At 52.0% G+C, this 25,635-nt stretch carries 23 protein-coding genes; 18 read left to right on the forward strand and 5 right to left on the reverse strand.

What is annotated here, in order from left to right:
• The first annotated feature begins 65 nt into the window (after nucleotides 1-65).
• The 6 genes from gctA to hgdB are packed head-to-tail and all read left to right on the forward strand — an operon-like array spanning nucleotide 66 to nucleotide 7,045.
• Nucleotides 66-1,028 (forward strand): glutaconate CoA-transferase subunit A, encoded by a 963-nt coding sequence (gene gctA, locus ACR0QW_RS01450; RefSeq protein WP_432641947.1) that lies wholly within the window; start codon nucleotides 66-68, stop codon nucleotides 1,026-1,028.
• 2 nt (nucleotides 1,029-1,030) lie between these two features.
• Nucleotides 1,031-1,834, forward strand: a complete 804-nt coding sequence (gene gctB / locus ACR0QW_RS01455) for a glutaconate CoA-transferase subunit B (RefSeq protein WP_432641948.1) — start codon at nucleotides 1,031-1,033, stop codon at nucleotides 1,832-1,834.
• A 23-nt stretch (nucleotides 1,835-1,857) separates the two neighbouring features.
• Complete coding sequence (gcdA, locus tag ACR0QW_RS01460) at nucleotides 1,858-3,621, forward strand: sodium ion-translocating glutaconyl-CoA decarboxylase subunit alpha (protein ID WP_432641949.1); 1,764 nt, start codon at nucleotides 1,858-1,860, stop codon at nucleotides 3,619-3,621.
• A gap of 22 nt (nucleotides 3,622-3,643) precedes the next feature.
• Nucleotides 3,644-4,435: a (R)-2-hydroxyglutaryl-CoA dehydratase activase HgdC gene (hgdC, locus tag ACR0QW_RS01465; RefSeq protein WP_432641950.1), complete on the forward strand. Its 792-nt coding sequence runs from the start codon at nucleotides 3,644-3,646 to the stop codon at nucleotides 4,433-4,435.
• A 34-nt stretch (nucleotides 4,436-4,469) separates the two neighbouring features.
• The gene (gene hgdA, locus ACR0QW_RS01470) at nucleotides 4,470-5,903 is read left to right on the forward strand and encodes a (R)-2-hydroxyglutaryl-CoA dehydratase subunit alpha (protein WP_432641951.1); all 1,434 of its coding nucleotides are present in this window, start codon (nucleotides 4,470-4,472) and stop codon (nucleotides 5,901-5,903) included.
• 2 nt (nucleotides 5,904-5,905) lie between these two features.
• A complete protein-coding gene (gene hgdB, locus ACR0QW_RS01475) occupies nucleotides 5,906-7,045 on the forward strand; it encodes a (R)-2-hydroxyglutaryl-CoA dehydratase subunit beta (RefSeq protein ID WP_432641952.1) in 1,140 nt (379 codons plus the stop codon).
• Between the two features lie 168 nt (nucleotides 7,046-7,213).
• On the opposite strand, the gene ACR0QW_RS01480 is transcribed toward hgdB, so the two are convergent.
• Nucleotides 7,214-8,548: an acetyl-CoA hydrolase/transferase family protein gene (locus tag ACR0QW_RS01480; RefSeq protein WP_432641953.1), complete on the reverse strand. Its 1,335-nt coding sequence runs from the start codon at nucleotides 8,546-8,548 to the stop codon at nucleotides 7,214-7,216.
• 379 nt (nucleotides 8,549-8,927) lie between these two features.
• Here ACR0QW_RS01480 and nrdD point away from each other — a divergent pair, with 379 nt between their 5' ends.
• From nrdD to ACR0QW_RS01520, 8 genes are all read left to right on the forward strand, one after another.
• On the forward strand, nucleotides 8,928-11,054 hold the full coding sequence (gene nrdD / locus ACR0QW_RS01485; RefSeq protein WP_432641954.1) for an anaerobic ribonucleoside-triphosphate reductase: 2,127 nt from the start codon (nucleotides 8,928-8,930) through the stop codon (nucleotides 11,052-11,054).
• A gap of 12 nt (nucleotides 11,055-11,066) precedes the next feature.
• Complete coding sequence (nrdG, locus tag ACR0QW_RS01490; RefSeq protein WP_432641955.1) at nucleotides 11,067-11,600, forward strand: anaerobic ribonucleoside-triphosphate reductase activating protein; 534 nt, start codon at nucleotides 11,067-11,069, stop codon at nucleotides 11,598-11,600.
• Nucleotides 11,601-11,825: 225 nt separating this feature from the next.
• Nucleotides 11,826-13,037, forward strand: a complete 1,212-nt coding sequence (locus ACR0QW_RS01495) for a M20 metallopeptidase family protein (protein WP_432641956.1) — start codon at nucleotides 11,826-11,828, stop codon at nucleotides 13,035-13,037.
• A gap of 13 nt (nucleotides 13,038-13,050) precedes the next feature.
• Entirely contained in the window at nucleotides 13,051-13,644 is a 594-nt protein-coding gene (locus ACR0QW_RS01500) for a GDSL-type esterase/lipase family protein (RefSeq protein ID WP_432641957.1), read from the forward strand.
• Nucleotides 13,641-14,027, forward strand: a complete 387-nt coding sequence (locus ACR0QW_RS01505) for an acyl-CoA thioesterase (RefSeq protein ID WP_432641958.1) — start codon at nucleotides 13,641-13,643, stop codon at nucleotides 14,025-14,027. The genes ACR0QW_RS01500 and ACR0QW_RS01505 overlap by 4 nt, the downstream gene beginning before the upstream one ends.
• 182 nt (nucleotides 14,028-14,209) lie before the next feature.
• Nucleotides 14,210-15,205 (forward strand): aldo/keto reductase, encoded by a 996-nt coding sequence (locus ACR0QW_RS01510; RefSeq protein ID WP_432641959.1) that lies wholly within the window; start codon nucleotides 14,210-14,212, stop codon nucleotides 15,203-15,205.
• A 10-nt stretch (nucleotides 15,206-15,215) separates the two neighbouring features.
• Nucleotides 15,216-16,067, forward strand: a complete 852-nt coding sequence (locus ACR0QW_RS01515) for an aldo/keto reductase (protein WP_432641960.1) — start codon at nucleotides 15,216-15,218, stop codon at nucleotides 16,065-16,067.
• A 100-nt stretch (nucleotides 16,068-16,167) separates the two neighbouring features.
• Nucleotides 16,168-17,091, forward strand: a complete 924-nt coding sequence (locus ACR0QW_RS01520) for a LysR family transcriptional regulator (RefSeq protein ID WP_432641961.1) — start codon at nucleotides 16,168-16,170, stop codon at nucleotides 17,089-17,091.
• Nucleotides 17,092-17,132: 41 nt separating this feature from the next.
• Here ACR0QW_RS01520 and ACR0QW_RS01525 read toward each other — a convergent pair whose 3' ends face one another.
• Complete coding sequence (locus tag ACR0QW_RS01525; RefSeq protein WP_432641962.1) at nucleotides 17,133-18,293, reverse strand: iron-containing alcohol dehydrogenase; 1,161 nt, start codon at nucleotides 18,291-18,293, stop codon at nucleotides 17,133-17,135.
• A gap of 318 nt (nucleotides 18,294-18,611) precedes the next feature.
• Between ACR0QW_RS01525 and ACR0QW_RS01530 the strand changes: the two genes are divergently transcribed.
• A complete protein-coding gene (locus ACR0QW_RS01530; protein ID WP_432641963.1) occupies nucleotides 18,612-19,019 on the forward strand; it encodes a MerR family transcriptional regulator in 408 nt (135 codons plus the stop codon).
• Between the two features lie 212 nt (nucleotides 19,020-19,231).
• On the forward strand, nucleotides 19,232-19,819 hold the full coding sequence (locus tag ACR0QW_RS01535) for an HD domain-containing protein (RefSeq protein ID WP_432641970.1): 588 nt from the start codon (nucleotides 19,232-19,234) through the stop codon (nucleotides 19,817-19,819).
• Nucleotides 19,820-19,837: 18 nt separating this feature from the next.
• Here ACR0QW_RS01535 and ACR0QW_RS01540 read toward each other — a convergent pair whose 3' ends face one another.
• From ACR0QW_RS01540 to ACR0QW_RS01550, 3 genes are all read right to left on the reverse strand, one after another.
• Complete coding sequence (locus tag ACR0QW_RS01540) at nucleotides 19,838-21,313, reverse strand: sodium-dependent transporter (protein WP_432641964.1); 1,476 nt, start codon at nucleotides 21,311-21,313, stop codon at nucleotides 19,838-19,840.
• Nucleotides 21,314-21,575: 262 nt separating this feature from the next.
• The gene (locus tag ACR0QW_RS01545; protein ID WP_432641965.1) at nucleotides 21,576-23,048 is read right to left on the reverse strand and encodes a sodium-dependent transporter; all 1,473 of its coding nucleotides are present in this window, start codon (nucleotides 23,046-23,048) and stop codon (nucleotides 21,576-21,578) included.
• Nucleotides 23,049-23,126: 78 nt separating this feature from the next.
• Entirely contained in the window at nucleotides 23,127-23,540 is a 414-nt protein-coding gene (locus ACR0QW_RS01550; RefSeq protein ID WP_432641966.1) for a hypothetical protein, read from the reverse strand.
• A gap of 151 nt (nucleotides 23,541-23,691) precedes the next feature.
• Here ACR0QW_RS01550 and ACR0QW_RS01555 point away from each other — a divergent pair, with 151 nt between their 5' ends.
• Both ACR0QW_RS01555 and ACR0QW_RS01560 read left to right on the forward strand, forming a co-directional pair.
• A complete protein-coding gene (locus ACR0QW_RS01555) occupies nucleotides 23,692-24,459 on the forward strand; it encodes an HAD family hydrolase (RefSeq protein WP_432641967.1) in 768 nt (255 codons plus the stop codon).
• A 59-nt stretch (nucleotides 24,460-24,518) separates the two neighbouring features.
• On the forward strand, nucleotides 24,519-25,427 hold the full coding sequence (locus ACR0QW_RS01560) for a hypothetical protein (RefSeq protein ID WP_432641968.1): 909 nt from the start codon (nucleotides 24,519-24,521) through the stop codon (nucleotides 25,425-25,427).
• Nucleotides 25,428-25,635 lie beyond the last annotated feature (208 nt).

Here is a 25,635-nt window from a genome sequence, read left to right on the forward strand (position 1 = left end):
TTATTTCTTAGAGGAGGATTCCGGTTGTTTCAGAAACTGGTTTGGATCATAAGGAGGTTTTTGCTTTGAGTAAAGTAATGACGTTAAAAGACGCAATCGCAAAGTACGTACACAGCGGTGATCACATTGCTCTGGGTGGCTTTACGACTGACCGTAAACCGTATGCAGCTGTGTATGAAATCCTGAGACAGGGTATCACTGACCTGACCGGCCTGAGCGGCGCTGCCGGCGGCGACTGGGATATGCTGATCGGCAATGGCCGTGTGAAAGCCTACATCAACTGCTACACTGCCAACTCTGGTGTAACCAACGTTTCCAGACGGTTCAGAAAATGGTTCGAAGCCGGCAAACTGACCATGGAAGACTACTCCCAGGACGTAATCTACATGATGTGGCATGCCGCTGCTCTGGGTCTGCCGTTCCTGCCTGTAACCCTGATGCAGGGCTCTGGCCTGACCGATGAATGGGGCATCAGCAAAGAAGTTCGCAAAACTCTGGATAAGGTGCCCGATGACAAATTCAAATATATCGACAACCCCTTCAAGCCGGGTGAAAAAGTCGTGGCTGTACCGGTTCCGCAAATCGATGTGGCCATCATCCATGCCCAGCAGGCTTCTCCGGATGGCACCGTTCGCATCTGGGGCGGCAAATTCCAGGATGTGGATATTGCTGAAGCTGCTAAATATACCATTGTTACCTGCGAAGAAATCGTCAGCAATGAAGAAATCCGCAGAGATCCCACCAAGAATGATATCCCCGGCATGTGCGTAGATGCTGTGGTACTGGCTCCTTATGGTGCTCATCCTTCTCAGTGCTATGGCCTGTATGACTATGATAATCCGTTCCTGAAAGTCTATGACGTAGTCAGCAAGACCCAGGAAGACTTCGATGCCTTCTGCAAAGAATGGGTGTTTGACCTGAAAGATCATGACGAATACCTGAACAAACTGGGTGCTACCCGTCTGATCAACCTGAAGGTTGTTCCTGGTCTGGGCTATCATATCGACATGACGAAGGAGGACAAATAACAATGGCTGATTACACGAATTATACCAATAAAGAAATGCAGGCTGTGACCATTGCCAAGCAGATCAAAAATGGTCAGGTCGTAACCGTTGGTACCGGCCTGCCTCTGATCGGCGCCAGCGTGGCCAAGAGAGTATATGCTCCTGACTGCCATATCATCGTGGAAAGTGGTCTGATGGACTGCTCTCCTGTTGAAGTTCCCCGTTCCGTAGGTGACCTGCGGTTCATGGCTCATTGCGGCTGCATCTGGCCGAACGTCCGGTTCGTTGGTTTTGAAATCAACGAATACCTGCACAAGGCAGACCGTCTGATCGCTTTCATCGGCGGTGCTCAGATCGACCCGTACGGCAACGTGAACTCCACCTCCATCGGTGACTACCATCATCCGAAAACCCGTTTCACCGGGTCCGGCGGCGCCAACGGCATTGCTACGTACTCCAACACCATTATCATGATGCAGCATGAAAAACGCAGATTCATGAAACAGATCGACTATGTGACCAGCCCGGGCTGGATCGATGGCCCTGGCGGACGTGAAAGACTGGGTCTGCCCGGTGATGTAGGTCCGCAACTGGTCGTAACCGATAAAGGGATCCTGAAATTCGATCCGAAGACCAAACGGATGTACCTGGCTGCCTACTATCCTTCTTCTTCTCCGGAAGATGTACTGGAAAACACGGGCTTCGATCTGGATGTTTCCCAGGCTGTTGAACTGGAACCGCCTGATCCTGCCGTTATCAAACTGATCCGTGAAGAAATCGACCCGGGCCAGGCTTTCATTAAAGTCCCTGTTCCGGAAGCAAAATAAACCATTCAGGAGGAAAAATTTAAATGGGTTTCTACTCTATGCCTAGATATTTTCAACAACTGCCTCAAGTAGGCAAACCGCTGAAAAAAGCAGATGCTGACAATACCGAAAAGCTGAAGAAAATCGAAGACGAGATCCATGCGCTGATCCAACAAGCGCAGGATGCCGGTAAGGCTGATGCTGACGTCAACAAGAGAGGCGAACTGACTGCCCGCCAGAGATTGGAAAAACTGGTGGAACCTGGTACTTGGAGACCGCTGAACAGCCTGTTCAACCCCCAGGGCAACAAGAATGGTTCTGTGGGTATCCTGAAGGGCCTGGGCCGTGTAAACGGCAAATGGTGCGTGATTGTTGCTTCCGATAACAAGAAGCTGGCCGGTGCCTGGGTGCCTGGGCAGGCTGAATGCCTGCTGCGGGCTTCCGATACCGCCAAGACCCTGCACATTCCTCTGGTGTATGTGCTGAACTGCTCCGGCGTTAAATTCGATGAACAGGAAAAAGTATATCCCAACCGTCGCGGCGGCGGTACTCCTTTCTTCCGCAATGCTGCACTGAATCAGATGGGCGTTCCTGTCATCGTAGGAATCTACGGGACGAACCCTGCAGGCGGCGGCTACCATTCCATCAGCCCGACTGTGATCATCGCTCATGAAAAAGCCAACATGGCTGTAGGCGGTGCCGGCATCATGGGCGGCATGAACCCCAAAGGCCATGTGGATACGGAATATGCCAACGAAATCGCTGATATGGTGGATCGCTCCGGCAAGACTGAACCTCCGGGAGCTGTCGACATCCACTATACGGAAACCGGTTTCATCCGCGAAGTGTACGCTTCTGAAGAAGGCGTCCTGGAAGGCATCAAGAAATATGTAGGCATGCTGCCGAAATATGATCCTGAATTCTTCCGTGTAGACGATCCGAAAGAACCTGCTTTCCCGGCTGACGATCTGTACAGCATGGTCCCGCTGAACGACAAACGGGCTTATGATATCTACAATGTAATCGGCCGTCTGTTCGATAACAGCGAATTCAAAGAATACAAGAAAGGCTATGGCCCTGAAATGGTTACGGGCATGGCCAAAGTCAACGGTCTGCTGGTTGGTGTTGTGGCCAACGTCCAGGGCCTGCTGATGAACTATCCTGAATACAAGGCTGCCGGCTCTGTGGGTATCGGCGGCAAGCTGTATCGCCAGGGCCTGATGAAGATGAACGAATTCGTCGCTCTGTGCACCAGAGACCGTCTGCCCATCGTATGGATCCAGGACACCACTGGTATCGATGTAGGCAATGATGCAGAAAAGGCTGAACTGCTGGGTCTGGGTCAATCCCTGATCTATTCCATCCAGAGTTCCAAGATTCCGCAATTCGAAATCACTCTGAGAAAAGGTACTGCTGCTGCCCACTATGTACTGGGTGGCCCGCAGGGCAATGATACCAACGCTTTCTCCATCGGTACTGCCGCTACGGAAATCGCCGTTATGAACGGTGAAACCGCTGCTACGGCCATGTACTCCCGGAGACTGGCCAAAGACCGGAAAGCCGGTAAGGACCTGCAGCCGACCATCGACAAGATGAATACCCTGATGCAGGCATTCTACACCAAATCTCGTCCGAAAGTTTGCGCCGAACTGGGCCTGGTGGACGAAATCGTGGATATGAACAAACTGCGTGGCTATGTGGTTGCCTTTACGGAAGCTGCTTACCAGAATCCGGAAAGCATCTGCCCGTTCCATCAAATGCTGCTGCCTCGTGCCATCAGAGAGTTCGACACTTTCGTAAAGAAATAATTCTTACGGAGGCTAACCATTCATGAGTATCTATACCTTGGGAATCGATGTTGGATCTACGGCATCCAAGTGCGTTATCCTGAAAGACGGAAAAGACATCGTGGCAAAATCCCTGGTAGACGTGGGGACCGGTACATCCGGTCCCGCACGTTCTATTAAGGAAGTGCTGGAAAATGCCCACATGAAGCGGGAAGATATGGCCTTTACCCTGGCTACCGGCTACGGACGCAATTCGCTGGAAGGCATTGCTGACAAACAGATGAGCGAACTGAGCTGCCATGCCATGGGTGCCAGTTTCCTGTGGCCCAATGTCCATACGGTCATCGATATCGGCGGCCAGGATGTGAAGGTCATCCATGTGGATAACGGTGCCTTGACCAATTTCCAGATGAATGATAAATGCGCTGCCGGGACAGGCCGTTTCCTGGATGTAATGGCAAATATCCTGGAGGTGAAAGTTTCTCAGTTGGCTGAGCTGGGTGCCCAGTCTAAGAAACGGATCTCCATCAGCTCCACTTGTACGGTATTTGCCGAAAGTGAAGTCATCAGCCAGCTGTCCAAAGGCGCGGATAAGGTCGACATCATTGCCGGGATCCATCGTTCCGTAGCCAGCCGTGTCGTCGGCCTTGCCAACCGGGTGGGGGTTGTGAAGGACGTAGTGATGACGGGCGGTGTGGCCCAGAACTATGGTGTGAGACAGGCCTTGGAAGAAGGTCTTGGTGTGGAAATCAAGACATCTCCTCTGGCACAGTATAATGGTGCCCTGGGTGCTGCCCTGTATGCATATAAAAAAGCGTTGAAAAATCAAGCGTAAGCGTGATTTCATTTCGAGAGAAGGAAGGATCATTATGCCAAAGAAAGTAAGCCCTGGCGTTCAGGCATTGAGAGATGTAGTTGAAAAGGTTTACAGAGAATTGCGGGAAGCCAAAGAAAGAGGAGAAAAAGTAGGCTGGTCCTCTTCCAAGTTCCCCTGCGAATTGGCTGAATCTTTCGGTCTGCACGTAGGTTATCCTGAAAACCAGGCTGCTGGTATCGCTGCCAACCGTGACGGTGAAGTAATGTGCCAGGCTGCTGAAGATATGGGATACGATAACGATATCTGCGGGTATGCCCGGATTTCCCTGGCTTATTCTGCCGGTTATCGTGGTGCCAATAAGATGGACAAAGATGGCAACTACGTCATCAACCCCAACAGCGGCAAACAGAAGAAAGACGAAAACGGCAAGAAGGTCTTTGATGAAAACGGCAAACCCGTAATCGATCCCAAGACGCTGAAACCGTATCCGACTGTTGATAACATTTATGAAATTGCTGCTCTGCCCGAAGGGGAAGAAAAGACCCGCCGGCAGAATGCACTGCATAAATATCGTCAGATGACCATGCCTCAGCCGGACTTCCTGCTGTGCTGCAACAACATCTGCAACTGCATGACCAAATGGTATGAAGACATTGCCCGTCGTCATAACATTCCCCTGATCATGATCGATGTTCCTTACAATGAATTCGACCATGTAAACGAATCCAACGTAAAATATATCCGTGCTCAGCTGGATACGGCCATCCATCAAATGGAAGAAATCTCCGGCAAGAAGTTCGATGAAGACAAGTTCGAACAATGCTGCCAGAACGCCAACCGTACTGCTAAAGCTTGGTTGAAGGTTTGCGACTATCTGCAATACAAACCGGCTCCGTTCAACGGGTTCGATTTGTTCAACCACATGGCTGATGTAGTAACCGCTCGTGGCCGTGTAGAAGCTGCTGAAGCTTTCGAACTGCTGGCCAGCGAACTGGAACAGCATGTAAAAGAGGGTACCACCACTGCTCCGTTCAAAGAACAGCATCGTATCATGTTCGAAGGTATCCCCTGCTGGCCGAAACTGCCGAACCTGTTCAAACCGCTGAAAGCCAACGGCCTGAACATCACCGGCGTTGTGTATGCTCCTGCTTTTGGGTTCGTGTACGACAACTTGGATGGTCTGGTCAAAGCCTACTGCAAAGCGCCTAACTCCGTCAGCATCGAACAAGGTGTTGCTTGGCGTGAAGGTCTGATCCGTGACAACAAGGTCGACGGTGTACTGGTCCATTACAACCGGTCCTGCAAACCTTGGAGCGGTTATATGCCTGAAATGCAGCGCCGGTTCACCAAAGACATGGGTATCCCCACTGCCGGATTCGACGGTGACCAGGCTGACCCGAGAAACTTCAATGCGGCTCAGTATGAGACCCGTGTTCAAGGCTTGGTCGAAGCCATGGAAGCAAATGATGAAAAGAAGGGGAAATAACAATGGCTATCAGTGCACTGCTTGATGAATTCAAACAAATCTCTGCCAGCCCGAAAACCATGCTGGCAAAATATAAAGCCCAGGGTAAAAAAGCCATCGGCTGTCTGCCTTACTATAGCCCGGAAGAACTGGTCTATGCTGCAGGCATGGTTCCCATGGGTGTATGGGGCTGCAACGGCAAACAGGAAGTCCGTTCCAAGGAATATTGCGCTTCTTTCTACTGCACCGTTGCCCAACAATCCCTGGAAATGCTGCTGGACGGCACTCTGGACGGCCTGGACGGCATTATCACTACGGTTCTGTGCGATACCCTGCGTCCTATGAGCCAGAATTTCAAAGTTGCCATGGCTGGCAAGATGCCTGTCATTTTCCTGGCTCATCCGCAGGTCCGTCAAACTGCTGCCGGCCGCCAGTTCACCTATGATGCCTACAATGAAGTGAAGGGCCATCTGGAAGAAATCTGCGGTCATGAAATCACCAACGATGCCATCAAAGATGCCATCAAAGTGTACAATAAGAGCCGTCAGGCCCGCCGTGAATTCTGCAAACTGGCCAACGAACATCCGGATCTGATTCCGGCTTCTGCTCGTGCTGCTGTTCTGCGTGCAGCTTACTTCATGCTGAAGGATGAATATACCGCAAAGCTGGAAGAACTGAACAAAGAACTGGCTGCTGCTCCGGCTGGCAAGTTCGATGGCCACAAAGTGGTTGTTTCCGGTATCATCTACAATATGCCCGGCGTGCTGAAAGCTATGGACGACAACAAGCTGGTCGTAGCTGCAGATGACTGCGCTTACGAAAGCCGCAGCTTCGCAGTGGATGCTCCGGAAGACCTGGATAATGGTCTGCAGGCCCTGGCTGTACAGTTCTCCAAACAGAAGAACGATGTACTGCTGTACGACCCGACTTATCAACAAAACACTCGTGCTGAATATGTGTGCCAGCTGGTAAAAGACAGCGGCGCTGAAGGTGTTGTGGTCTTCATGATGCAATTCTGCGATCCGGAAGAAATGGAATATCCTGACCTGAAGAAGGCTCTGGATGCCCATCACATTCCTCATGTGAAGATCGGTGTGGATCAACAGACCCGTGACTTCGGGCAAGCCCAGACCGCTCTGGAAGCTTTTGCAGAAAGCCTGTAAGATTACGATAAAAGAGGGAACTGTGGAAATCACAGTTCCCTCTTTTGCGATTTGGGTATCGAATTTTTGGCTTAAAAATAGGGACTGCGAAATCATTCTTCACAGTTCCTATTTTTTTGCCAGCATCAGCTGGCTTCCCTCGGATAGTGATTCATGACGGGGATGTGGTTAGAAAAGCAGACCGCATTTTTTTGCATCCGCAGTGAGCTGTTCCCGGAAGGACGGATGGGCAATGGAAATGAGGGCTTTGGCCCGCTTGTCCAGGGGCAGGCCCCGGAGCCAGGCCGTACCATATTCGGTGACCACATAATCCACATCGTTCCGGGAGGTGGAAACGACGGTCCCCGGCCGGAAGGAAAGGACAATCTTGGAACGCAGGATTTTTTCTCCATTCTGCTTTCGGGCAGTATAGCAGGAAGGAAGGGCCAGGATGGATTTGCCTCCCGGAGAGAGCTGGGCGCCTTCAATCGTTTCTGTCTGGGCACCGGTGGCACTCCATTGGGTAAAGCCCATGGATTCAGCAGAACACTGGCCGGTCAGATCGATTTCCAGGGCTGTATTCAGGGAAACCATGTTCCGATTCCGTGCGATGACGGCCGGGGAGTTGGTATAATAGCCTCCTTTGATCAGGATGGTCCTGTTTTCATGAAGGAACTGGTACAGCTTTTGGCTGCCGGCGGCAAAAGCTGTCACCGTCTGTCCCGTATGGAAGTCTTTTTGGGAATTATCTACGGCTCCGCAGCGGATCAGCTCCATAAGGCTTTCACTGAACATGCCGGAATGGATGCCCAGGTGACGGCGGTCTTTCAGCCGGATGGCCACCGCATCGGGGATGTGCCCCACGCCCAGCTGGAGGGTGGAACCGTCCGGAATCAGTTCAGCAACCCGGGTACCGATGGCTTCATCCACAGGACGCAGGGTGGCTTGCGGCATTTCCGGTACCGGCCGGTCTGTTTCCACAAAGGCGGTCACCCTCGAAAGGGGCAGAGTGGTATCCCCATAGGTCCGGGGAAAGCGGGAGCTCACTTCCAGGAGGACCAGCGCTCCGCTGTCAATGATTTCCCGTTCGAACAGGGCGCTGATGGAAAGAGAAAAATTTCCCTGCGCATCCAGAGGAGAAGCTGTGGCCAGAAGTACCGGACGGCGGTCTTCAGACCGGAGCCGCTGGAAGGTCTTTCGGACCAGGTTGGTGGAGTAACCGGGAATGAAGCTGCACAGTCCTTCCTGATGGGCTTTCCGTGCCGGCGGGCTGAAGAACCAACAGACATGTTCCAGGGTCTCCTGCATGGCCGGGTCATGGTACCAGGGAAGATCCCGGGCAGGCATACAGGAATTGAATATGATGTTTTTCCGACCCATCCTGTGGAGCAGGGGCAGCTGTTCCAGCAGCGTCACCGGCTCGGCCAGGGCCTGGGCGGACAGGATATAGTCACCGTCCCGGAGAAGGCTTAGCAGCTCTGGAACGGTCTTTTTTTTTGTATTGTATTCATTTAGCAAAGACAAAGGGAATTCCTCCTTATAAGATGGTCCGGACGATTTTACACAGCAGATTGCTCAGGGACTCAGGTACTGGAGCTCTGATTGATTGGATTTATTATACCATGGAACCCGGGCTCAACAGGGAAAGCGGTGGAAAAAGTCAGGAAATTGATGGGAAAACCGGAATTTGTAACGGTTGTCTTATGAGAGGACACATACTGCTTATTGTGTCTACAACGTCGAAATCGAAGAGAAAAACACAATATATAGTAATTTTCCTTGCAGAAAACAGGAAAGTATTGTATGATAATAAAAGATTTTTCAAAGCCATTTAGAAAATAAATTCAATGAGATATTAATTATTGAAAAAAGAAAATAAGGATACCAGAGAAGGGGAGCGGCTATGAAGGTTATCAAAAGAGACGGCTCTACGGTTTCTTTCGACCGGAGCAAGATCGTCAGAGCCATATCGAAAGCCAATAAGGCTGTGGAAGAAAAAGAACGGCTTCTGCAGGAAGATATCGAAGAGATTGCGTCTTTCGTAGAGCATAAGAACAAAAAGAGACTTCTGGTGGAAGATATCCAGGATATGGTGGAAAAACAGATCATGATCCGGGGCCGATACGAACTGGCCAAGGCCTATATCATCTACCGCTACAACCGGGCTCTGGTCCGCAAGGCCAATACCACCGATGATTCCATCCTGAGCCTGATCAGCAACAAGAACAAGGATGTGATGGAGGAAAACTCCAACAAGAATGCCGTCATGGTTTCCACCCAGCGTGACTTGATTGCCGGAGAAGTATCCCGTGACCTGACCCGCCGTGTGGTGTTGCCGGAAAAGATTTCCCGGGCCCATGACGAAGGGGTCATTCATTTCCATGATTCGGATTACTTCATCCAGCCCATGTTCAACTGCTGCCTGGTGAACCTGGGCGATATGCTGGATAACGGTACGGTGATGCACGGCAAACTGATTGAAAGTCCCAAGAGCTTCCAGGTGGCCTGTACCGTCATGACCCAGATCATTGCCTCTGTGGCTTCCGCCCAGTACGGCGGCCAGTCCGTGGATGTGTCCCACCTTGGTAAATACCTGCGCCGCAGCCGGGAAAAATTCAGGAAGCGCCTGATTGAAACCACCCATGGTGATTTGCCGGAAGATGAGATGGAAGCCATCCTGGACAGCCGGATGAAAGATGAACTGGCCAGCGGGGTACAGACCATCCAATATCAGATCAATACATTGATGACTACAAACGGACAATCTCCTTTCGTGACATTGTTCCTGCATCTGGACCCCAACGATGAATACATTGAGGAAAATGCCCAGATCATCGAAGAAATCCTGCAGCAGCGCCTGGAGGGCATCAAGAATGAAGTGGGCGTCTATGTGACTCCGGCCTTCCCGAAACTGGTGTACGTACTGGACGAATTCAACTGCCTGAAGGGCGGTAAGTACGATTATCTGACTAAGCTGGCTGTGAAGTGCTCCATCAAACGGATGTATCCGGATTACATTTCCGCCAAGAAAATGCGGGAAATCTATCAGGGCAATGTGTTTTCTCCCATGGGCTGCCGTTCCTTCCTGTCTCCCTGGAAGGATAAGGATGGCAACTACAAGTTCGAAGGAAGATTCAATCAGGGTGTTGTTTCTCTGAATCTGCCCCAGATCGGTATCATTGCCAAAGGTGACGAAGACAAGTTCTGGAAACTGCTGGATGAACGGCTGGAACTGTGCTATGAAGCCCTGATGGTGCGCCACAATGCGCTGAAGGGCATCCGCAGCGATGTGAGTCCCATCCACTGGCAGAACGGTGCCATCGCCCGGCTGAAGAAGGGTGAGACCATCGATAAACTGCTGGAAGGCGGCTATTCTACCCTGAGCCTGGGCTATATCGGACTGTACGAATGTACCAAGGCCATGAAGGGTGTCAGCCATACCACCCCTGAAGGGGAAGAATTTGCTATGCGGGTGATGAAGCGCCTGCGCAAGGCTTGTGATGACTGGAAAGCCAAAACCGGCCTGGGCTTCGCCCTGTACGGTACTCCGGCGGAATCCTTGTGTTATCGATTTGCCCGGATTGACAAAGAACGGTTCGGCACCATCAAAGACATTACCGACAAGGGCTACTACACCAACTCCTACCATGTGGATGTACGGGAACCCATTGATGCCTTCAGCAAGTTCAAGTTCGAATCTCAGTTCCAGCCCATTTCTTCCGGCGGCTGCATTTCCTATGTAGAAATCCCTAACATGAAGAAGAATCCCACAGCCATCGAAGACGTGGTCCGGTTTATCTACGACAATATCCAGTATGCGGAATTCAATACAAAATCCGATTACTGCCAGGTATGCGGCTTTGACGGAGAAATCCAGATCAACGACAATCTGGAATGGGAATGCCCGCAATGCCACAACAAGGACCAGTCCAAGATGAACGTAACCCGGCGGACCTGCGGGTACCTGGGCGAAAACTTCTGGAATGTGGGCAAGACCAAAGAAATCAAATCGAGAGTGCTGCATCTGTAAGGAGGCTTTTTCGTGAATTACGCGACCATCAAGAAAGTGGACGTGGCCAACGGCCCGGGCGTGCGGGTTTCCTTGTACGTCAGTGGCTGCACCCACCACTGCAAAGGTTGTTTCAACCAGGAAACCTGGGATTTTGCTTATGGAAAGCCTTTTACGCAGGCCCAGCTGAAAGAAATCCTGGAAGATTTGGAACCGGACTACATCCGGGGCTTCTCCCTTTTGGGCGGAGAACCCTTCGAACCGGTCAACCAGGAAGTGCTGGTGGGCGTACTCCGTCATATCCGGGAGCGCTATCCGCAAAAGACCATCTGGTGCTACAGCGGCTATCTGTTCGATCATGATATGCTGACCGGGAAGCTGGGCGACCCAGCCATTACCCGGGAAATGCTGGGGTATCTGGATGTACTGGTAGACGGGGAATTCGTGGAAAGCAAAAAAAATCTGAATCTGCGGTTCAAAGGCAGCGAAAACCAGCGGATCATCAATGTACCCAAGTCTCTGGAAACGGGCAGTATCGTTTTGTGGGACGGAGAGGAATACGCGTAAAAAAATCCTGTCGCCGAATGCGGCAGGATTTTTTTACGGGCGGTTTGCAGCCACCCTATGTTTCCAGTTTCTCGTCTCTGGTCAAAGAAAAAATTTTCGAAAGCCAATCTTCAATATGGGGCAAACGATTTTCTCTTTCTGTTTTCAAATGTTTGAAAAAATGGTACAATAAATTTGATGATTCTCTATAGAAATTTCTCATGTTGTATAGATACAGGAGGATGAATGATGGACGTATTGGCTATGACGGAAGACGAACTGCAAGCGAAATGTGTGGAATGGCGCCGGTGGTTCCATGAACACCCGGAAGTGAGTACCAAGGAGCAGCATACTTCTGAAAAGATTTATTCCATTCTGGAGGAACTGGGGCTGGATCCGGTCCGGGGCCAGGGACATTACGGGGTGGCTGCTACTCTCAAAGGAGGCAAACCGGGACCTATGGTGGCGCTGCGGGCGGACATGGATGCCCTTTCGGTGAAAGAAGATACGGGTCTGCCCTATGCTTCCCAAAATCCTGGGGTCATGCATGCATGCGGTCATGATGTCCATATGACCACGTTGCTGGAAACCATCCTGCGGCTGCTGCGCCGGAAGGATGAAATCCAGGGCAGCGTACGGATTCTGTTCCAGCCGTCGGAGGAACTGGCTCCCACCGGTGGTGCTCGGTACATGATCAAGGACGGATTTCTGAAGGATGTGAAGGCGGTGTTCGGGCTTCACGTCTGGCCCAACTATGTATGCGGACAGATCGGTGTGAAACCGGGGGCCATGATGGCCGGTTCTGATCGGATCAAAGTGGTGATCAAAGGGAAGACTTCCCATGCAGGTCATCCCCAGGAAGGTATCGATGCCATCATGGCGGCCGCGGATTTTCTGGAACAGGTCAGCCACATCGTCAGTCGGCGGGTGAGCCCTCTGGCCACAGCGACCATCAATATCGGCACCATCCACGGGGGTTCCCGGTACAATGTAGTGCCCGATGAAGTGACCCTGGAAGGCACCATCCGTACCCTGGACGAAACCAATCGGAAGAACATCCCGGAATTCATCCAGGGGATCCTGGACGGATTGAAAAAGTCCGCTGGGGTGGATTATGAATTCAACTATTACTATGGCTATCCGGTGCTGGACAACTGGCCGGTGCCGGCGAAACTGGTGGCAGATACGGCCCGGCAGGTACTGGGCGAAAAGGGACTGGCATCCCATGTGGTGCCGGATCTGACGGCAGAGGACTTTGGCTTCTATATGCAGGATATCCCTGGTTCATTCCTGTGGCTGGGTTGTGGTACGGAAGGGCAGGCCGTCCATGGCCTGCACAATGCCAAGATGTGCCCCAATGAAAATGCCCTGGTGGTGGGGTCCAAGCTGATGAGCCAGGTAGTGATCAATGCCCTGGATGCATTGCACAAAGGCGTGGATTTTACCCACAGGGACTGAAAAGGAGATAGGTATGAAACTGGCATTTATCGGTGACAGTCTGGTGAGCTGCACCAACGTAACCCTGGCGGACACATGGTATGATATTGCCTCTAAAAAGAGAGGCTTCGATGTGGTGAACAATGCGGCCGGGGGCAAGCTGACCCTGGTCATGTGGGGGATGTTCAATATGGACGTGGTGGATGAAAAAGCCGATGGGGTGTTCATCTGCTGCGGCATGAACGACATCCTGCTGGATGACCCGCTGAGCAAGGTGAAGGAAAATATGTCCGGTACCTTCGACAAGGCGGAAAAGGCCGGGCTGGATCCGATCTTCATCGGGCTGCTGCCGCTCACCCGCATCGAAAGCACGGAAAAGGGCTGGCAGCTGCCCAGCGAATTTGAAAAGCACAATGCCGTGCTGAAGGAATACCGCCAATGGCTGAAGGAAGAAGCAGCCCGGCGGAACCTGCCCACACTGGACTATGAACAGGTGCTTAGCGACGCTGAAAAGGCCGCCGGCCACTCTCTGTTCGAAGATGGACTTCATCCCACGCCGGAAGGGTATCGGGCCATTGCCGATGCCTTTGTGGCCCTGCTGGACGAAACCCAGAAGGAGAAAGCATGATCCGGGACCCAAAGGCTCCTGTGATTATGACCCGCTCAGTGATGCTGAAAATGGCTAACTCCGCTGGGAACCTGTTCGGGGGTACTCTCATGGGCTGGATGGATGAAGTGAGCGGCATTGCAGCCCATCGGTTTACCTGGACCAGGGTGACCACGGCAGCAGTGAAAAACCTGAACTTCCGGAAACCCATTCCCTACGGCTCCGTACTGCAGCTGGAAGGACGAGTGGTTCGGGTAGGTCATGCCTCCATGGACGTGGAAGTGGTGGCCTGGCTGGAGCAGGAACAGGAAGACCAGGAACCCATCCGGGCGGCGGATGCCCTGTTCGTATACGTTTCACTGGACGATGAAGGAAAACCGAAAAAGATAGAACGGACGCTGTAAGCAAGAGGGGTGTGAAAAAGCATTTTTTCACACCCCTCTTTTTCTATAAACCTCCGGGTTTCCTCCTTTTAGACAATGGAGACTTCTGATTCCAGCTTCTTTTCGGTAGAGTATAGGAGTAAGGCAAAAACCGGTCTATCCAACTGGAAAGAAGAGAAAATCAAATCAGAGAGGTGTCAGTTATGAAAAAAAGGATGTTAGGGAAAAGCGGTATCCAGGTCAATCCCGTAGGATTGGGCTGTATGGGGTTCAGCCATGCTTATGGTCATGCTATGGACGAACAGGAAGCAATTTCCATTTTGCGCCAGTCCCAGGACGTAGGGTATGATTTTTTCGATACGGCTGAAGTCTATAAAGAAAAACTGGCTGATGGAACCCTGTCCTGGAATGAAGAAGTGGTAGGGAAGGCCCTGGCGCCGGTACGCCAGCAGGTGGTTATCGCTACCAAGATGGGGATCCGGATTGAACCGGACCAGTCACTGAGTACTGATGCCCGGCCGGAAGTCATCCGGAAAAGTCTGGAAGGTAGCCTGAAACGGCTGGGTACGGACTATGTGGATCTATATTACCAGCACCGGATCGATCCGGCGGTGGAACCGGAAGTGGTGGCAGATACCATGGCCAAGCTGATCAGGGAAGGCAAAATCCGGGCTTGGGGGATTTCGGAAGCCAATGAAGAATATCTGCGGCGGGCCAATGCGGTCTGCCCGGTGGCAGCTATCCAGAACAGGTACTCCATGATGGCTCGCTGGCATGAAAACCTGTTCCCTGTATGTGAAGAACTGGGTGTCTCTTTTGTGGCATTTTCTCCCCTGGCCAACGGATTCCTGACCGGGAAATACACGAAGACCGGTCAGTTTACAGACAAGAAGGATTACCGCTCCAAGATGCCCCAGTTCACGGCAGAAGGAGAAGAAAAAGGGAAACAGCTCCTGCAGCTGCTCCAGGAACTGGGGGAACAGAAAAAGGCTTCCGTGGGGCAATTGTCCCTGGCCTGGATGCTCTGCAAAAAAACGTATATCATCCCTATCCCCGGATCGCGGAAAATTTCCCGTTTAAAAGAGAACTTTTCGGCTCTCCAGGTATTCCTTTCTCCGGGAGAAATCGAACAGCTCGACCGGGCACTGGATCGGATGGAACTGCCTGTCTTCGGGGGCAGTAAGATCGCTTCCAAATAAGGAGAATATCATGGAAAAAGTAACTTTGAACAACGGGATTTCCATGCCCCTGGAGGGCTTTGGTGTCTTCCAGATCACCGATTCCAGGGAATGTGAAGAAGTCACCTGGGGGGCATTGAAAGCCGGGTATCGGATGATCGATACAGCAGCGGCCTATGGTAATGAAGAAGCCGTAGGTCGGGCTATCCGGAAAAGCGGGATTCCCAGGGAGGAAATTTTTATCGTTTCCAAATTGTGGCTGCAGGATTATGGCTACGAAAATGCCCAGAACGGCCTGAAAGTTTCCCTGAAAAAACTGGGCCAGGAATATGTAGACCTGTACTTGCTGCACCAGCCTCTGGGAGATACTATGGGAGCCTGGAGGGCCCTGGAGGATGCTTATCAGGAAGGAAGAGTCCGGGCTATCGGCGTAGCCAATTTTTCTCCGGCTCAGCTGACCGATTTCTGTGAAAGCGTCACTCTGCGTCCAGCTGTGGATCAGGTGGAAATCCATCCGTTTTTTGCCCAGAAAATTGCCTTGGACACAATGAATGAATATGGAGTTCAGCCTCAGGCATGGGCTCCTCTGGCAGAAGGAAATTTCGGCATCTTTTCCCATCCGCTGCTGGCAGAAATTGGGAGACGATACGGTAAATCACCGGCACAGGTGGCTCTGCGCTGGAATGTACAGCGAGGCATTTCCGTCATCCCGAAGACCACCCATTGCCGGTATGTGAAGCAGAACCTGGATATCTGGAATTTCCAGCTGACAGAGGAGGAAATGACCCAAGTAGATTCTCTGGATATGGGACACAGTGAAATTGTGGACTTCAATAATCCAGCCTTTATCCGGAAACTGCATAACTGGAAAATCCATTCGTAAAAAAGAGCAGGGAACAGAAAAATTTTTGTTAAAAAAAGCAGGAAGTAGTTACTACTGGAGTGAATAAGGAGTATAGAGGATTTTCGAAAGGATGGATTATATGGCAAATTCCTTATACAATCCCCAACTCCTGACGTTTCTTAAAGTAGCAGAAGCGGGAAGTTTCAATAAAGCGGCGGAGGAGCTGTTCATTTCTCCTCCAGCGGTGATCAAGCAGATCAATCTGCTGGAAAATGCTCTGGATTTGCGGCTGTTCAACCGGTCCCACAGAGGCCTTTCTCTGACCACGGCCGGAGAATCCCTGCTCCAGGATGCCAAATATCTGGTGCAGTACTGTGATGATTCCATCCAGCGGGCACAGGCGGCCCGGGGAAAGGAACATCAGATGATCCGGCTGGGCGCCAGTCTCATGACACCGGTGGATTTCCTGCTGGATCTGTGGCCCAGCCTCCAGGAAGTGAGTCCGGATATTCAGTTCCATCTAGTACCCTATGACAATACGCCGGCCAATGCCCGGGAAATCCTGAAAAATCTGGGGCAGAATATCGATGTGGTGGCAGGAGTGTACGATGAAGGCATGTTCCATGTACATAGCTATTGCACTGGCTTTCCTCTGCAGGATCAGCCCATGGAAATCTATATGCCGGTGATGCACCCGCTGACAAAGAAAGCACTGCTTTACTGGAAAGATCTGGAGGGGCAGACACTGTGTATGATCCAGCCCGGATGGAGCAGCCAGATGGACAAGCTGCGGGGGGATATCACGGTGAATCATCCCAAAATCAAACTGCGGAACTTTCCTTTTTACAGTTTGGAAATCTTCAATCATTGCGTCAACCAGGGAGAGCTGCTGGTTGGTTTCCCCATGTGGGAAAATACCCATCCCCTGCTGACCAGCCGTTCTATGGACTGGGAATATAGGATGCCCTATGGCATCCTGTACAATCCGCAACCTTCGGAGTCTGTCAGGCATTTTCTGAAGGCTTTGTGCACAGTACTGGGTATTGAAATGAAAAAGAAATAAAAAAGCGGGAGCTGTGAAAATCAATCACGGCTCCTGCTTTCTTATTTACATTCTTCCAGCACTTTCAGCAGTTCTTCCCGGCTGAAGGTTTTGCAGCAGCCGCCAGTCAGAATCGTGGAATCTGCTACTGCTTTCAGATTGGTGTCCGCAGGGATTCCCAGCTCCCGGAAATTGGTGGGCAGGCCGATTTCCCTGATGAAGGCAGCCAGTTTTTCTACGAAGGCATCGGCCAGCTCTTCCTGGCTCTTTCCTTCGTCAGGGACTTGCCAGACTTCCACTGCCAGACGGGAGAACTGTGCTGCGGCGGCCGGCAGATAATGACGGTACAGCACCGGGTGCAGGACGGCCAGGCCTCTGCCATGATTGCAGTTGGTGTAGGCTCCCAGCTGGTGTTCCAGCATATGGCACTGGAAATCACCCTGTTTCCCGATTTTCAGGATACCGTTTTCGGCCATGGCGGCAGCCCAGACCAGTTCGCTGCGAGCCTGGATATCCTGAGAATTCTGCAGGGTCTGACGGATGTTGCGGATGATATTTCGCTGGCAGGCCTCGTTGATTTCGTCCGACAGGTTGATCATACGGGGATTGCCCATATACGTTTCCATACAGTGGCTCAGGGAATCGAAGGCTCCGGAAATCACCTGTTCCAGGGGCATGGTCAGCGTATAGGCCGGATCCAGGATGGTAAATCGATAGTAGGAACCGGTCAGGGGGGATTTGCTCTTTTTTGCTTCGTGGGTAATGACGGCCCCGTTGTTCATTTCGGCTCCGGTACCGAAGGCCGTAACCACGGCCCCCATGGGGATGAACTGGTTGGGAATCTGCTTTTTGCTGTATTCATAGTCCCAGATATCTTCATCCAGGAGGGCCTGGGCAGAGATAATCTTGCAGCAGTCGATAACAGAGCCTCCGCCCACCGCCAGGATGAAGTCGATCTTCTGATTCCGGGCCAGCTGGGCACCTTCCTGGACTTTTGCATAGGTGGGGTTGGACATGATGCCCGAGAAATCAATAATGGTTTTCCCGGCTGCCTGCAGCAGCTGGGTCAGTTCTGCGTAGATGCCATTCCGCTTGATGGAACCACCCCCGTAGGCCAGCAGTACATTGGGTCCGACCTTGGCCAGTTCACTGGGAAGTGTCCGGGCTGCTGCTCCTTTGCCGAAATAAGTCTTAACAGGGTATGCATAAGTAAATGGATTCATAATGGATAGTCCTTTCTGTAAAATCTGAGTGATTTTGCTTTTCCTGTTTTTACTGTAGTACCCGGGAGCCACTACCGGTCAAGGCTTTTTTATGACAACTTCAGTAGAAACCTGGAGGTTCGTCCCTGTTAATCAGGGGAATCTTTTGGATTGGAAGAATTCCTTTATAATAAAAGGTGTATCAGAGTCAAGAACTCGCCACCTTTCCGATGTATGATACTGAGAAATCGGAATGGGATTTTGAAAAGCCCCTTGATCGGTTGTCCACATTGGATGCTAAAGTAAAAAATCAATGGATAACAAAAGGAGATGACGTTTATGTACACCATGAAACAGGCATGTGAGGTATCCGGATTATCCTATGAAACATTGAAATTCTATTGTAATGAGGGCCTGGTTCCCAATCTGAAACGGGACCGGCTGAACCGGCGGGTCTTTGATGACCGTGCCGTGAGCTGGATCAAGAGCCTGAAATGCCTGAAGGGCTGTGGCATGGGAATCCGGGAGATGCGGGATTACATGTACTTGTGCCTGGAAGGGAAAAAGTCGATTCCGGAACGGATGGCCATGCTCCAGAAGAAGGCCGATTTGAAAGTCCAGATCCGGCAGGTGGAACGGTCCATCGAATATATCGAGGAAAAAGAGAAATTCTATCAGGAAGTTCAGAAAGGAAAACGGGACTATATCAGCAATCTCCTGTCGGAAGAGAACCAAAAACAGGAATAAGGAAGAACAGAGCAGAACTTCTCAGCTCAGACACAGGTCCTTCTTTTTCTTTTGCCACAAATGGGGTACAATAGGGAAAATCAACAGTCAGCAGAGGAAAGTACATATGATTTATTATTTTTCGGCTGCCGGGCGGTATTGAAAGAAAATCAGTGGCGGCATCCGGGGATAACGGTGCAGGAGTTGGAACGATAGGAGGAATACAGGAAATGATGGACGAACGATTTGCAAAACAGCTGCAGTTCATTCTGGAGCTGGATAAGGAAAAGACCATTCTGCGGCAGACCCATCTCACCGGGTACAGACGGCAGGAGGATGATGCGGAACATGCCTGGCACATGGCAGTGATGGCCTGCCTTCTGAAGGAATATGCCAATGAGCCGTTTGACCTGGCAAAAACGTTGCTCATGATCTTGCTCCACGATGTGGTGGAAATCGATGCAGGGGATACGTATGCTTATGATGCGGAGGCGGTAAAGAGCCAGCGGCAGCGGGAAGAAAAGGCAGCGGACCGGATCTTTGGCCTGCTGCCAGAGGACCAGGCGAAAGAATTCAGGGCCCTGTTCGAGGAATTCGACAAAGGGGATACGCCGGAGGCACGGTATGCCCATGCGTTGGATAACTTCCAGCCCGTTTTGCTGAACGATGCCAATCATGGGAAGGACTGGCGGCTTCATCAGGTGAATCGGCGGCAGGTGGAAAAGCGGAATGCCCGCACCCACGAAGGCAGTGAAAAAATTGGGCAGGTCGTCCAGGCCATTATTGACCGGAATGTGAAAAAGGGCAATTTGTTGCCGTAAAAAAAGGAGGTGTAAAAATCACACCTCCTTTTTTCCTTTTACGCAATACCAGATCCATATCAGAAACGCCACTGCAATGGCCATCCATTGGGCCAGGGCTGCAGAACCCTGTTTGGCGAACAGATCATCGTATCCTTTCAGGTAGATGCCCAGGATCAGCAGCGGCAGCCCATAGGTCAGATAGGACCTCCAGAAACCGGGCAGGTTCCGGCCCTGCCCAGCATTTACTTCGGTCAGGAAATTATTCCAGCCCCAGCCATTCTGCCGGGTACAGAACAGCACGAAGGTCAGTCCTCCCAGAGGCAGCAGGTTGTTGGAAACAATGAAGTCTTCCAGGTCCAGCACGCCTGTACCCGGACCCAGGGGCTGGAAGCTGCTCCATACATTGAAGCCCAGCACGCAGGGGAGGCTGCCGATGGCAATCAGGGCGAAGACAACCCAGGCACTCTTGGACCGCTTCCAGTCGAACAGTTCACGGAAACAGGCGATAATGCTTTCCATAACGGCGATGACCGTGGACAGGGCAGCGAAGGACAGAAAAATGAAGAACAGGCTTCCCCAGATTCGGCCGCCGGGCATCAGAGTGAATAGATTGGGGATGGTCAGGAAGATCAGGGAGGGGCCGGCGTCAGGCTGGATGCCGTAGGCAAAGCAGGCAGGGATGATGATGAACCCGCTCATGAGGGCTACAAAGGTATCCAGGGCCGTGATGGTCATGGCTTCACCGGGCAGGCCCCTTTTTTTGTCCATATAGGAAGCAAAGATCATCATGGCCCCGTTGCCGGCGCTCAGGGTGAAGAAAGCCTGGCTCATGGCGGCGTAGATGACGTTTCCCCAGCCGATTTTTCCCAGGGCAGTGAAGTTGGGAATCAGGTAGAATTCGATCCCCTTTTCAGCGCCGGGCAGGAATACGGAATGGACGGCCAGTACCATCATGAGCAGCAGCAGGGCGCTCATGATGACTTTGGTAATCCGTTCGATCCCCTTTTCCAGGCCCATGTAGCAGACAGTGAAGCCGATCAGGCAGGAGAGGAATGTCCAGCCTCCCATGGTAATCGGCTGGGCCAGCATCTGTTTGAATGTGGCCTGGATGAAGGCCGGAGACTGGCCCATGAAGGTGCCCTTCAGGTGCAGCCAGCAGTATTCCAGCATCCAACCGGTGACAGTGGTGTAATACAGCATCAGGATGGTTACCCCGGCTATGCCGATGTACTTCAGATACGGCCAGCGGCTGCCTTTGGGGGCCAGTACATCGAAGCACCGGGCTACGCTGCGGCGGCCGCCCCGGCCCATGGCGAATTCGCACAAAAGCACAGGGATCCCCAGGATCAGCAGGAACAGCAGATACAGCAGAATGAAAGCTGCCCCACCGTACTGGCCGCACAGATAGGGGAATTTCCACACATTGCCGATACCGATGGCACAGCCGGCGCTGACCAGGATGAACCCCAGCCGGGATTGGAAGGAATCACGTTTGGGAGTTTGTTCCGTCATAAAGTCTACCTCGCTTCTTTGCTACAAATACATATACGATTACCGTTACATACGATACGATTTTATAATATCTTTCTGCATCTTGCAAATGAAAAAAGGGGGTGTGAAAAAATGTCTTTTCACACCTCGTCAAAGAACGACAGTTAAAATTTTGTTGATGGGAAACGAAAAATCAACCCATCAGGCCACGGATGGGCTTACCGGGCGGAATCCCTTCGGGACCCTTGGTAAAGCCCCTACGGGTTGCAATCGAACATTCGAATTACTTTTTTCGCCCTGCTGCCGTATAGAAAATGAAGCCCAGGAACAGGGCAGCCACGCACAGCCAGAAAGCCAGGACCCTGGGACCCTGCTTCACGAACATGTCGTAGTATCCTTTGATATAGATGGTGATGATCATCAGCGGCAGTACATACAGCAGATACCTCCGCAGGGAGGCAGGCAGGTTGCGGCCTTCTCCGTCGTTGGCCTCTGCCAGGAAATTATTCCAGCCCCAGCCGTTCTTTTTGGTGCAGAACAGGACAAAGGCCAGGCTGCCCAGTGGCAGCAGGTTGTTGGAAACAATGAAGTCTTCCAGATCCAACACGGAAGAACCGGGGCCCAGGGGTTGGAAGCCGCTCCACAGGTTGAAACCCAGCACGCAGGGTATGCTCAGCAGGATGATCAGCAGTCCGTTGACGAGTACGCTCTTCTTCCGTTCCCAGCCGTACAGATTCATGCCAAAGGCAATGATGTTCTCGAATACGGCGATGACCGTGGACAGGGCGGCAAAGGAGAGAAAGATGAAGAACAGCATGCCCCAGAAGCGGCCGCCGGGCATCAGGGTGAACAGGTTGGGGATGGTCAGGAAAATCAGGGAAGGCCCGGCATCCGGTTTGATACCATAGGCGAAGCAGGCGGGGATGATGATGAAACCAGCCATGAGGGCTACAAAGGTATCCAGGGTCGTGATGGTGGAGGCTTCTCCGAACAGGCTGCGGCCGTGGGGCAGGTAGGCACCGAAAATCAGCATGGCGCCGATGCCGATGGACAGGGTGAAGAAAGCCTGGCTCATGGCGGCATAGATGACGTTGCCCCAGCCCAGGCGGTTCATGGTCTCCCAGTTGGGTACCAGATAGAATTCAATGCCTTTCTCCGCACCTTCCAGGAACAGAGAGTGGGCAGCCAATACGATCATGAGCAGCAGTAGGGCAGTCATCATCCATTTGGTGATCCGCTCCACTCCGTTCTGGATGCCCAGATAGCAAACGGAAAAGCCCAGCAGGCAGGTGACTACCATCCAGGACAGCAGAGTGGCTGGATCCTTCAGCAGAGTACCGAAAGTTGCGCCGATGAACTGGGTGGAAGCACCTACGAAGGTCCCTTTGATGTGGAGCCAGCAATAATAGAGCATCCAGCCGGTGACTGTAGTATAGTACATCATCAGCATGTAGCAGCCTACGATACTGATGCCCTTGAACCGATGCCAGCGAGTACCCGAGGACTCCAGTTTTTCGAAGCTTTTGGCAGCGCTGCAGCGGCTGCCCCGGCCGATGGCGAACTCGCATACCATTACCGGGATGCCCATAATCAGCAGGAAGACCAGATAGATCAGGATGAAGGCAGCTCCGCCGAACTGACCGCACAGGTAGGGGAATTTCCACACATTCCCGATGCCGATGGCACAGCCTGCGCTGACAAGGATGAAACCCAGACGGGAACTGAAGGATTCCGTGGAAACAGTTTTCTCAGACACAAAAACACCTCATTTCAAAATGTGACAAATATGTGATTTCTATTGTAATATAGTGTGTAAAAAGTTGCAATAGGACTTTTATCGGACTTTCGGCTGGATCATGGGCAGGGTCTGAGCCTGTACTTTGGGTCCGGTGGGCATGGGGGCCTGGGGCATGGGCTGCGTTTGTTGGCTCTGCTGCATCATTTGGCCCTGCTGTACCTTTGTGCTTGTCTGCTGTTGCTGCGGGCGGGTCTGCTGGGCCGGCAGCTTTTTCTGGGGAGTATTCTGCTGGGCACGGCGGAAGATTTCCTGTTCCATTCGCTGCTGCCGCTCCTGGGCGGCTTTTTCCGCAGCCCGTTTCATGGACTGCTGGTGCCAGAAAAACAGGCCCAGGCACAGGAATACCAGCACAGCCAGGGCCAGGATTTGATGGTGCGGGGAGCGGGGGCCTTTTTCATCATTTTTTCTCCGGAATCCCTCCACCAGGAAATTTTGGATTTTCTTGAGCATATCATACATCCTTCCTTATTGATAAAAATAAAAAGTCTGAGATTATTGTATCGTTCTCTTGCTAAAATTACAATCGGCAGGGCAGGGACTGTGTGATATAATAGGAAAGCATTGAATAGAATTTATCTTGAAAAGAAAGTGCAGGAAACCCATGCGGAAAAAATATTTCTTCTTTGATATTGATCAGACACTGGGTCTGGGCATCACCCGGCAGGTTCCGCCCGATACCCAGTATTGTGTGGATGAGCTCCAGCGGGAAGGCCATTTTGTAGCCCTGGCTACCGGGCGGATCCAGTGTGATGCGGCGGCTTTCGCGGAAAAACATGGCATCCATTCCCTGGTGGCTGACGGAGGTAACAGCCTCACTGTAGATGGGAAGATCCTGGAGATGGAGGGACTGCCCCTGGCGCCAGCCAAAGCGCTGCTCCATGAGCTTACAGACCGGAAACGGCCCTGGTCCGTGGTGCTGGATAATACGCTGGACCGGTACACACCCTATGCAGAGTATCCCCAGGAGGATCCCCACAATTATATGGATACGAAGGTACAGCCGGTGGACATCGACAGTCTGTCTGCCATTTATAAGATTATGTACGTCCGGGAGAAACCGGGAGAAACAGAACCTGATCGGCAGGGGTTGCCCCATCTGCCCTTCATCGACAACACCTGGCTGGTGGAATCAGTGGACAAGGGCGCCGGTATCGAGAAGCTGATGCACCGGCTGGGGGCGGATCCCCATGATGCCGTGGTGTTCGGGGACGGACTCAACGACATTACCATGTTCCGGAAACCTTTCTTCGGAGTGGCCATGGGCAATGCCCGGCCGGTGATCAAGGAGCGGGCCGATTATGTGACGGACGATAATGACAAAGGCGGCATTTTGAATGCCTGCCGGAAGTTCGGATGGATTACAAAATGACTTTTCTCTCCGCTGGGGCATCCGGTTCCAAGCGCAGAGGGAAGAGAGAAGGGGAAATTATGAATATCTCTAAAATCATCATTGGTGCGCTGGCTTTCAGCCAGCTTTCCATGGGGCTGGCTCTGGCTGACGCTCCTTCCATTGCGGCTATTGTGAAACCTTCCAAAGGGTATGTATGGCGGCTGGATACGAAGAATAAGCTGCAGCTGCCCCGGAATTACCGGGCCGATGACACAAACCGGATGAGCGGCAGTGCCCAGCCTTCCATCTTGGAGCTATCTTCCCTGGTCCAGGAACTGTCCACCAAGGACATCAAACCCAAACAGATCATCCTGGTGGATCTGCGGCAGGAATCTCATGGCTTCCTGAACGGGCAGGCAGTCAGCTGGTATGGGGACAACAACTGGGCCAATGTGGGCAAAGCAGATGTGGTCATCCGCAAAGACGAAACAGACCGGCTGACAAAGACCCTGGATCAGGAAACTTCCTATTATAAGCTGGACAAAAAGAAAAAGCCCCATTTCAAGGGGAAGGAAAAAGTGCAGGTGGCGCTGACAGAACAGCAGGCCGCCACACTGTTCGGCATGGGCTATGCGCGGTTCGCCAGCACGGACCATATCTGGCCGGATCCTGAGGAAGTGGACGCGTTCCTCCAGTGGCAGAAGGACCTGCCGGAAGATGCCTGGCTCCATTTCCACTGCCAGGCGGGCAAAGGGCGGACCACAAGCTATATGATCATGCGGGACATCTGGCTGAACGGGCAGAAGGACAGCCTGGAGACCATCTGTGCCCGGCAGCAGGCCCTGGGCGGGGTGGATGTGCTCCATATGACCCACAAGGAAGCCTGGCGCCAGACTATCGATGATAACAAGGTTTATCGCCTGAAACAGTTCTATACCTATGTAAAAGGACTGCAGCAGGGGACGATTTCCGGAACCTGGACGGAATATATCAGACAGAATCCATGAATTGGTGATCAGTGGTTAGGGAGTGGCTCCAATGCATTCCGTTCGCTAGTTACGATCCACCAGCTACAAAAAAGGGGGTGTGAAGAAATGAGAATTCATTTCTTCACACCCCCTATGTTTTTTATCTCTATGGCTCTCTCAACAAAATTTGAGGAGAAAAGAGCATACTTCCCCCTTTCCCCCAAAGATCAGCTTTTTTAATTAAGCT

The organism is Acidaminococcus sp., assembly GCF_050873445.1.
GTDB lineage: Bacteria > Bacillota > Negativicutes > Acidaminococcales > Acidaminococcaceae > Acidaminococcus.

Bases quoted from the DNA above. Each gene is read 5' to 3' on its own strand.
- gctB (WP_432641948.1), top strand. From the start codon at position 1,031: ATGGCTGATTACACGAATTATACCAATAAAGAAATGCAGGCTGTGACC.
- gcdA (WP_432641949.1), top strand. From the start codon at position 1,858: ATGGGTTTCTACTCTATGCCTAGATATTTTCAACAACTGCCTCAAGTA.
- hgdC (WP_432641950.1), top strand. From the start codon at position 3,644: ATGAGTATCTATACCTTGGGAATCGATGTTGGATCTACGGCATCCAAG.
- hgdA (WP_432641951.1), top strand. From the start codon at position 4,470: ATGCCAAAGAAAGTAAGCCCTGGCGTTCAGGCATTGAGAGATGTAGTT.
- hgdB (WP_432641952.1), top strand. From the start codon at position 5,906: ATGGCTATCAGTGCACTGCTTGATGAATTCAAACAAATCTCTGCCAGC.
- nrdD (WP_432641954.1), top strand. From the start codon at position 8,928: ATGAAGGTTATCAAAAGAGACGGCTCTACGGTTTCTTTCGACCGGAGC.
- ACR0QW_RS01495 (WP_432641956.1), top strand. From the start codon at position 11,826: ATGATGGACGTATTGGCTATGACGGAAGACGAACTGCAAGCGAAATGT.
- ACR0QW_RS01500 (WP_432641957.1), top strand. From the start codon at position 13,051: ATGAAACTGGCATTTATCGGTGACAGTCTGGTGAGCTGCACCAACGTA.
- ACR0QW_RS01505 (WP_432641958.1), top strand. From the start codon at position 13,641: ATGATCCGGGACCCAAAGGCTCCTGTGATTATGACCCGCTCAGTGATG.
- ACR0QW_RS01510 (WP_432641959.1), top strand. From the start codon at position 14,210: ATGAAAAAAAGGATGTTAGGGAAAAGCGGTATCCAGGTCAATCCCGTA.
- ACR0QW_RS01515 (WP_432641960.1), top strand. From the start codon at position 15,216: ATGGAAAAAGTAACTTTGAACAACGGGATTTCCATGCCCCTGGAGGGC.
- ACR0QW_RS01520 (WP_432641961.1), top strand. From the start codon at position 16,168: ATGGCAAATTCCTTATACAATCCCCAACTCCTGACGTTTCTTAAAGTA.
- ACR0QW_RS01525 (WP_432641962.1), bottom strand. From the start codon at position 18,293: ATGAATCCATTTACTTATGCATACCCTGTTAAGACTTATTTCGGCAAA.
- ACR0QW_RS01530 (WP_432641963.1), top strand. From the start codon at position 18,612: ATGTACACCATGAAACAGGCATGTGAGGTATCCGGATTATCCTATGAA.
- ACR0QW_RS01535 (WP_432641970.1), top strand. From the start codon at position 19,232: ATGGACGAACGATTTGCAAAACAGCTGCAGTTCATTCTGGAGCTGGAT.
- ACR0QW_RS01540 (WP_432641964.1), bottom strand. From the start codon at position 21,313: ATGACGGAACAAACTCCCAAACGTGATTCCTTCCAATCCCGGCTGGGG.
- ACR0QW_RS01550 (WP_432641966.1), bottom strand. From the start codon at position 23,540: ATGCTCAAGAAAATCCAAAATTTCCTGGTGGAGGGATTCCGGAGAAAA.
- ACR0QW_RS01555 (WP_432641967.1), top strand. From the start codon at position 23,692: ATGCGGAAAAAATATTTCTTCTTTGATATTGATCAGACACTGGGTCTG.
- ACR0QW_RS01560 (WP_432641968.1), top strand. From the start codon at position 24,519: ATGAATATCTCTAAAATCATCATTGGTGCGCTGGCTTTCAGCCAGCTT.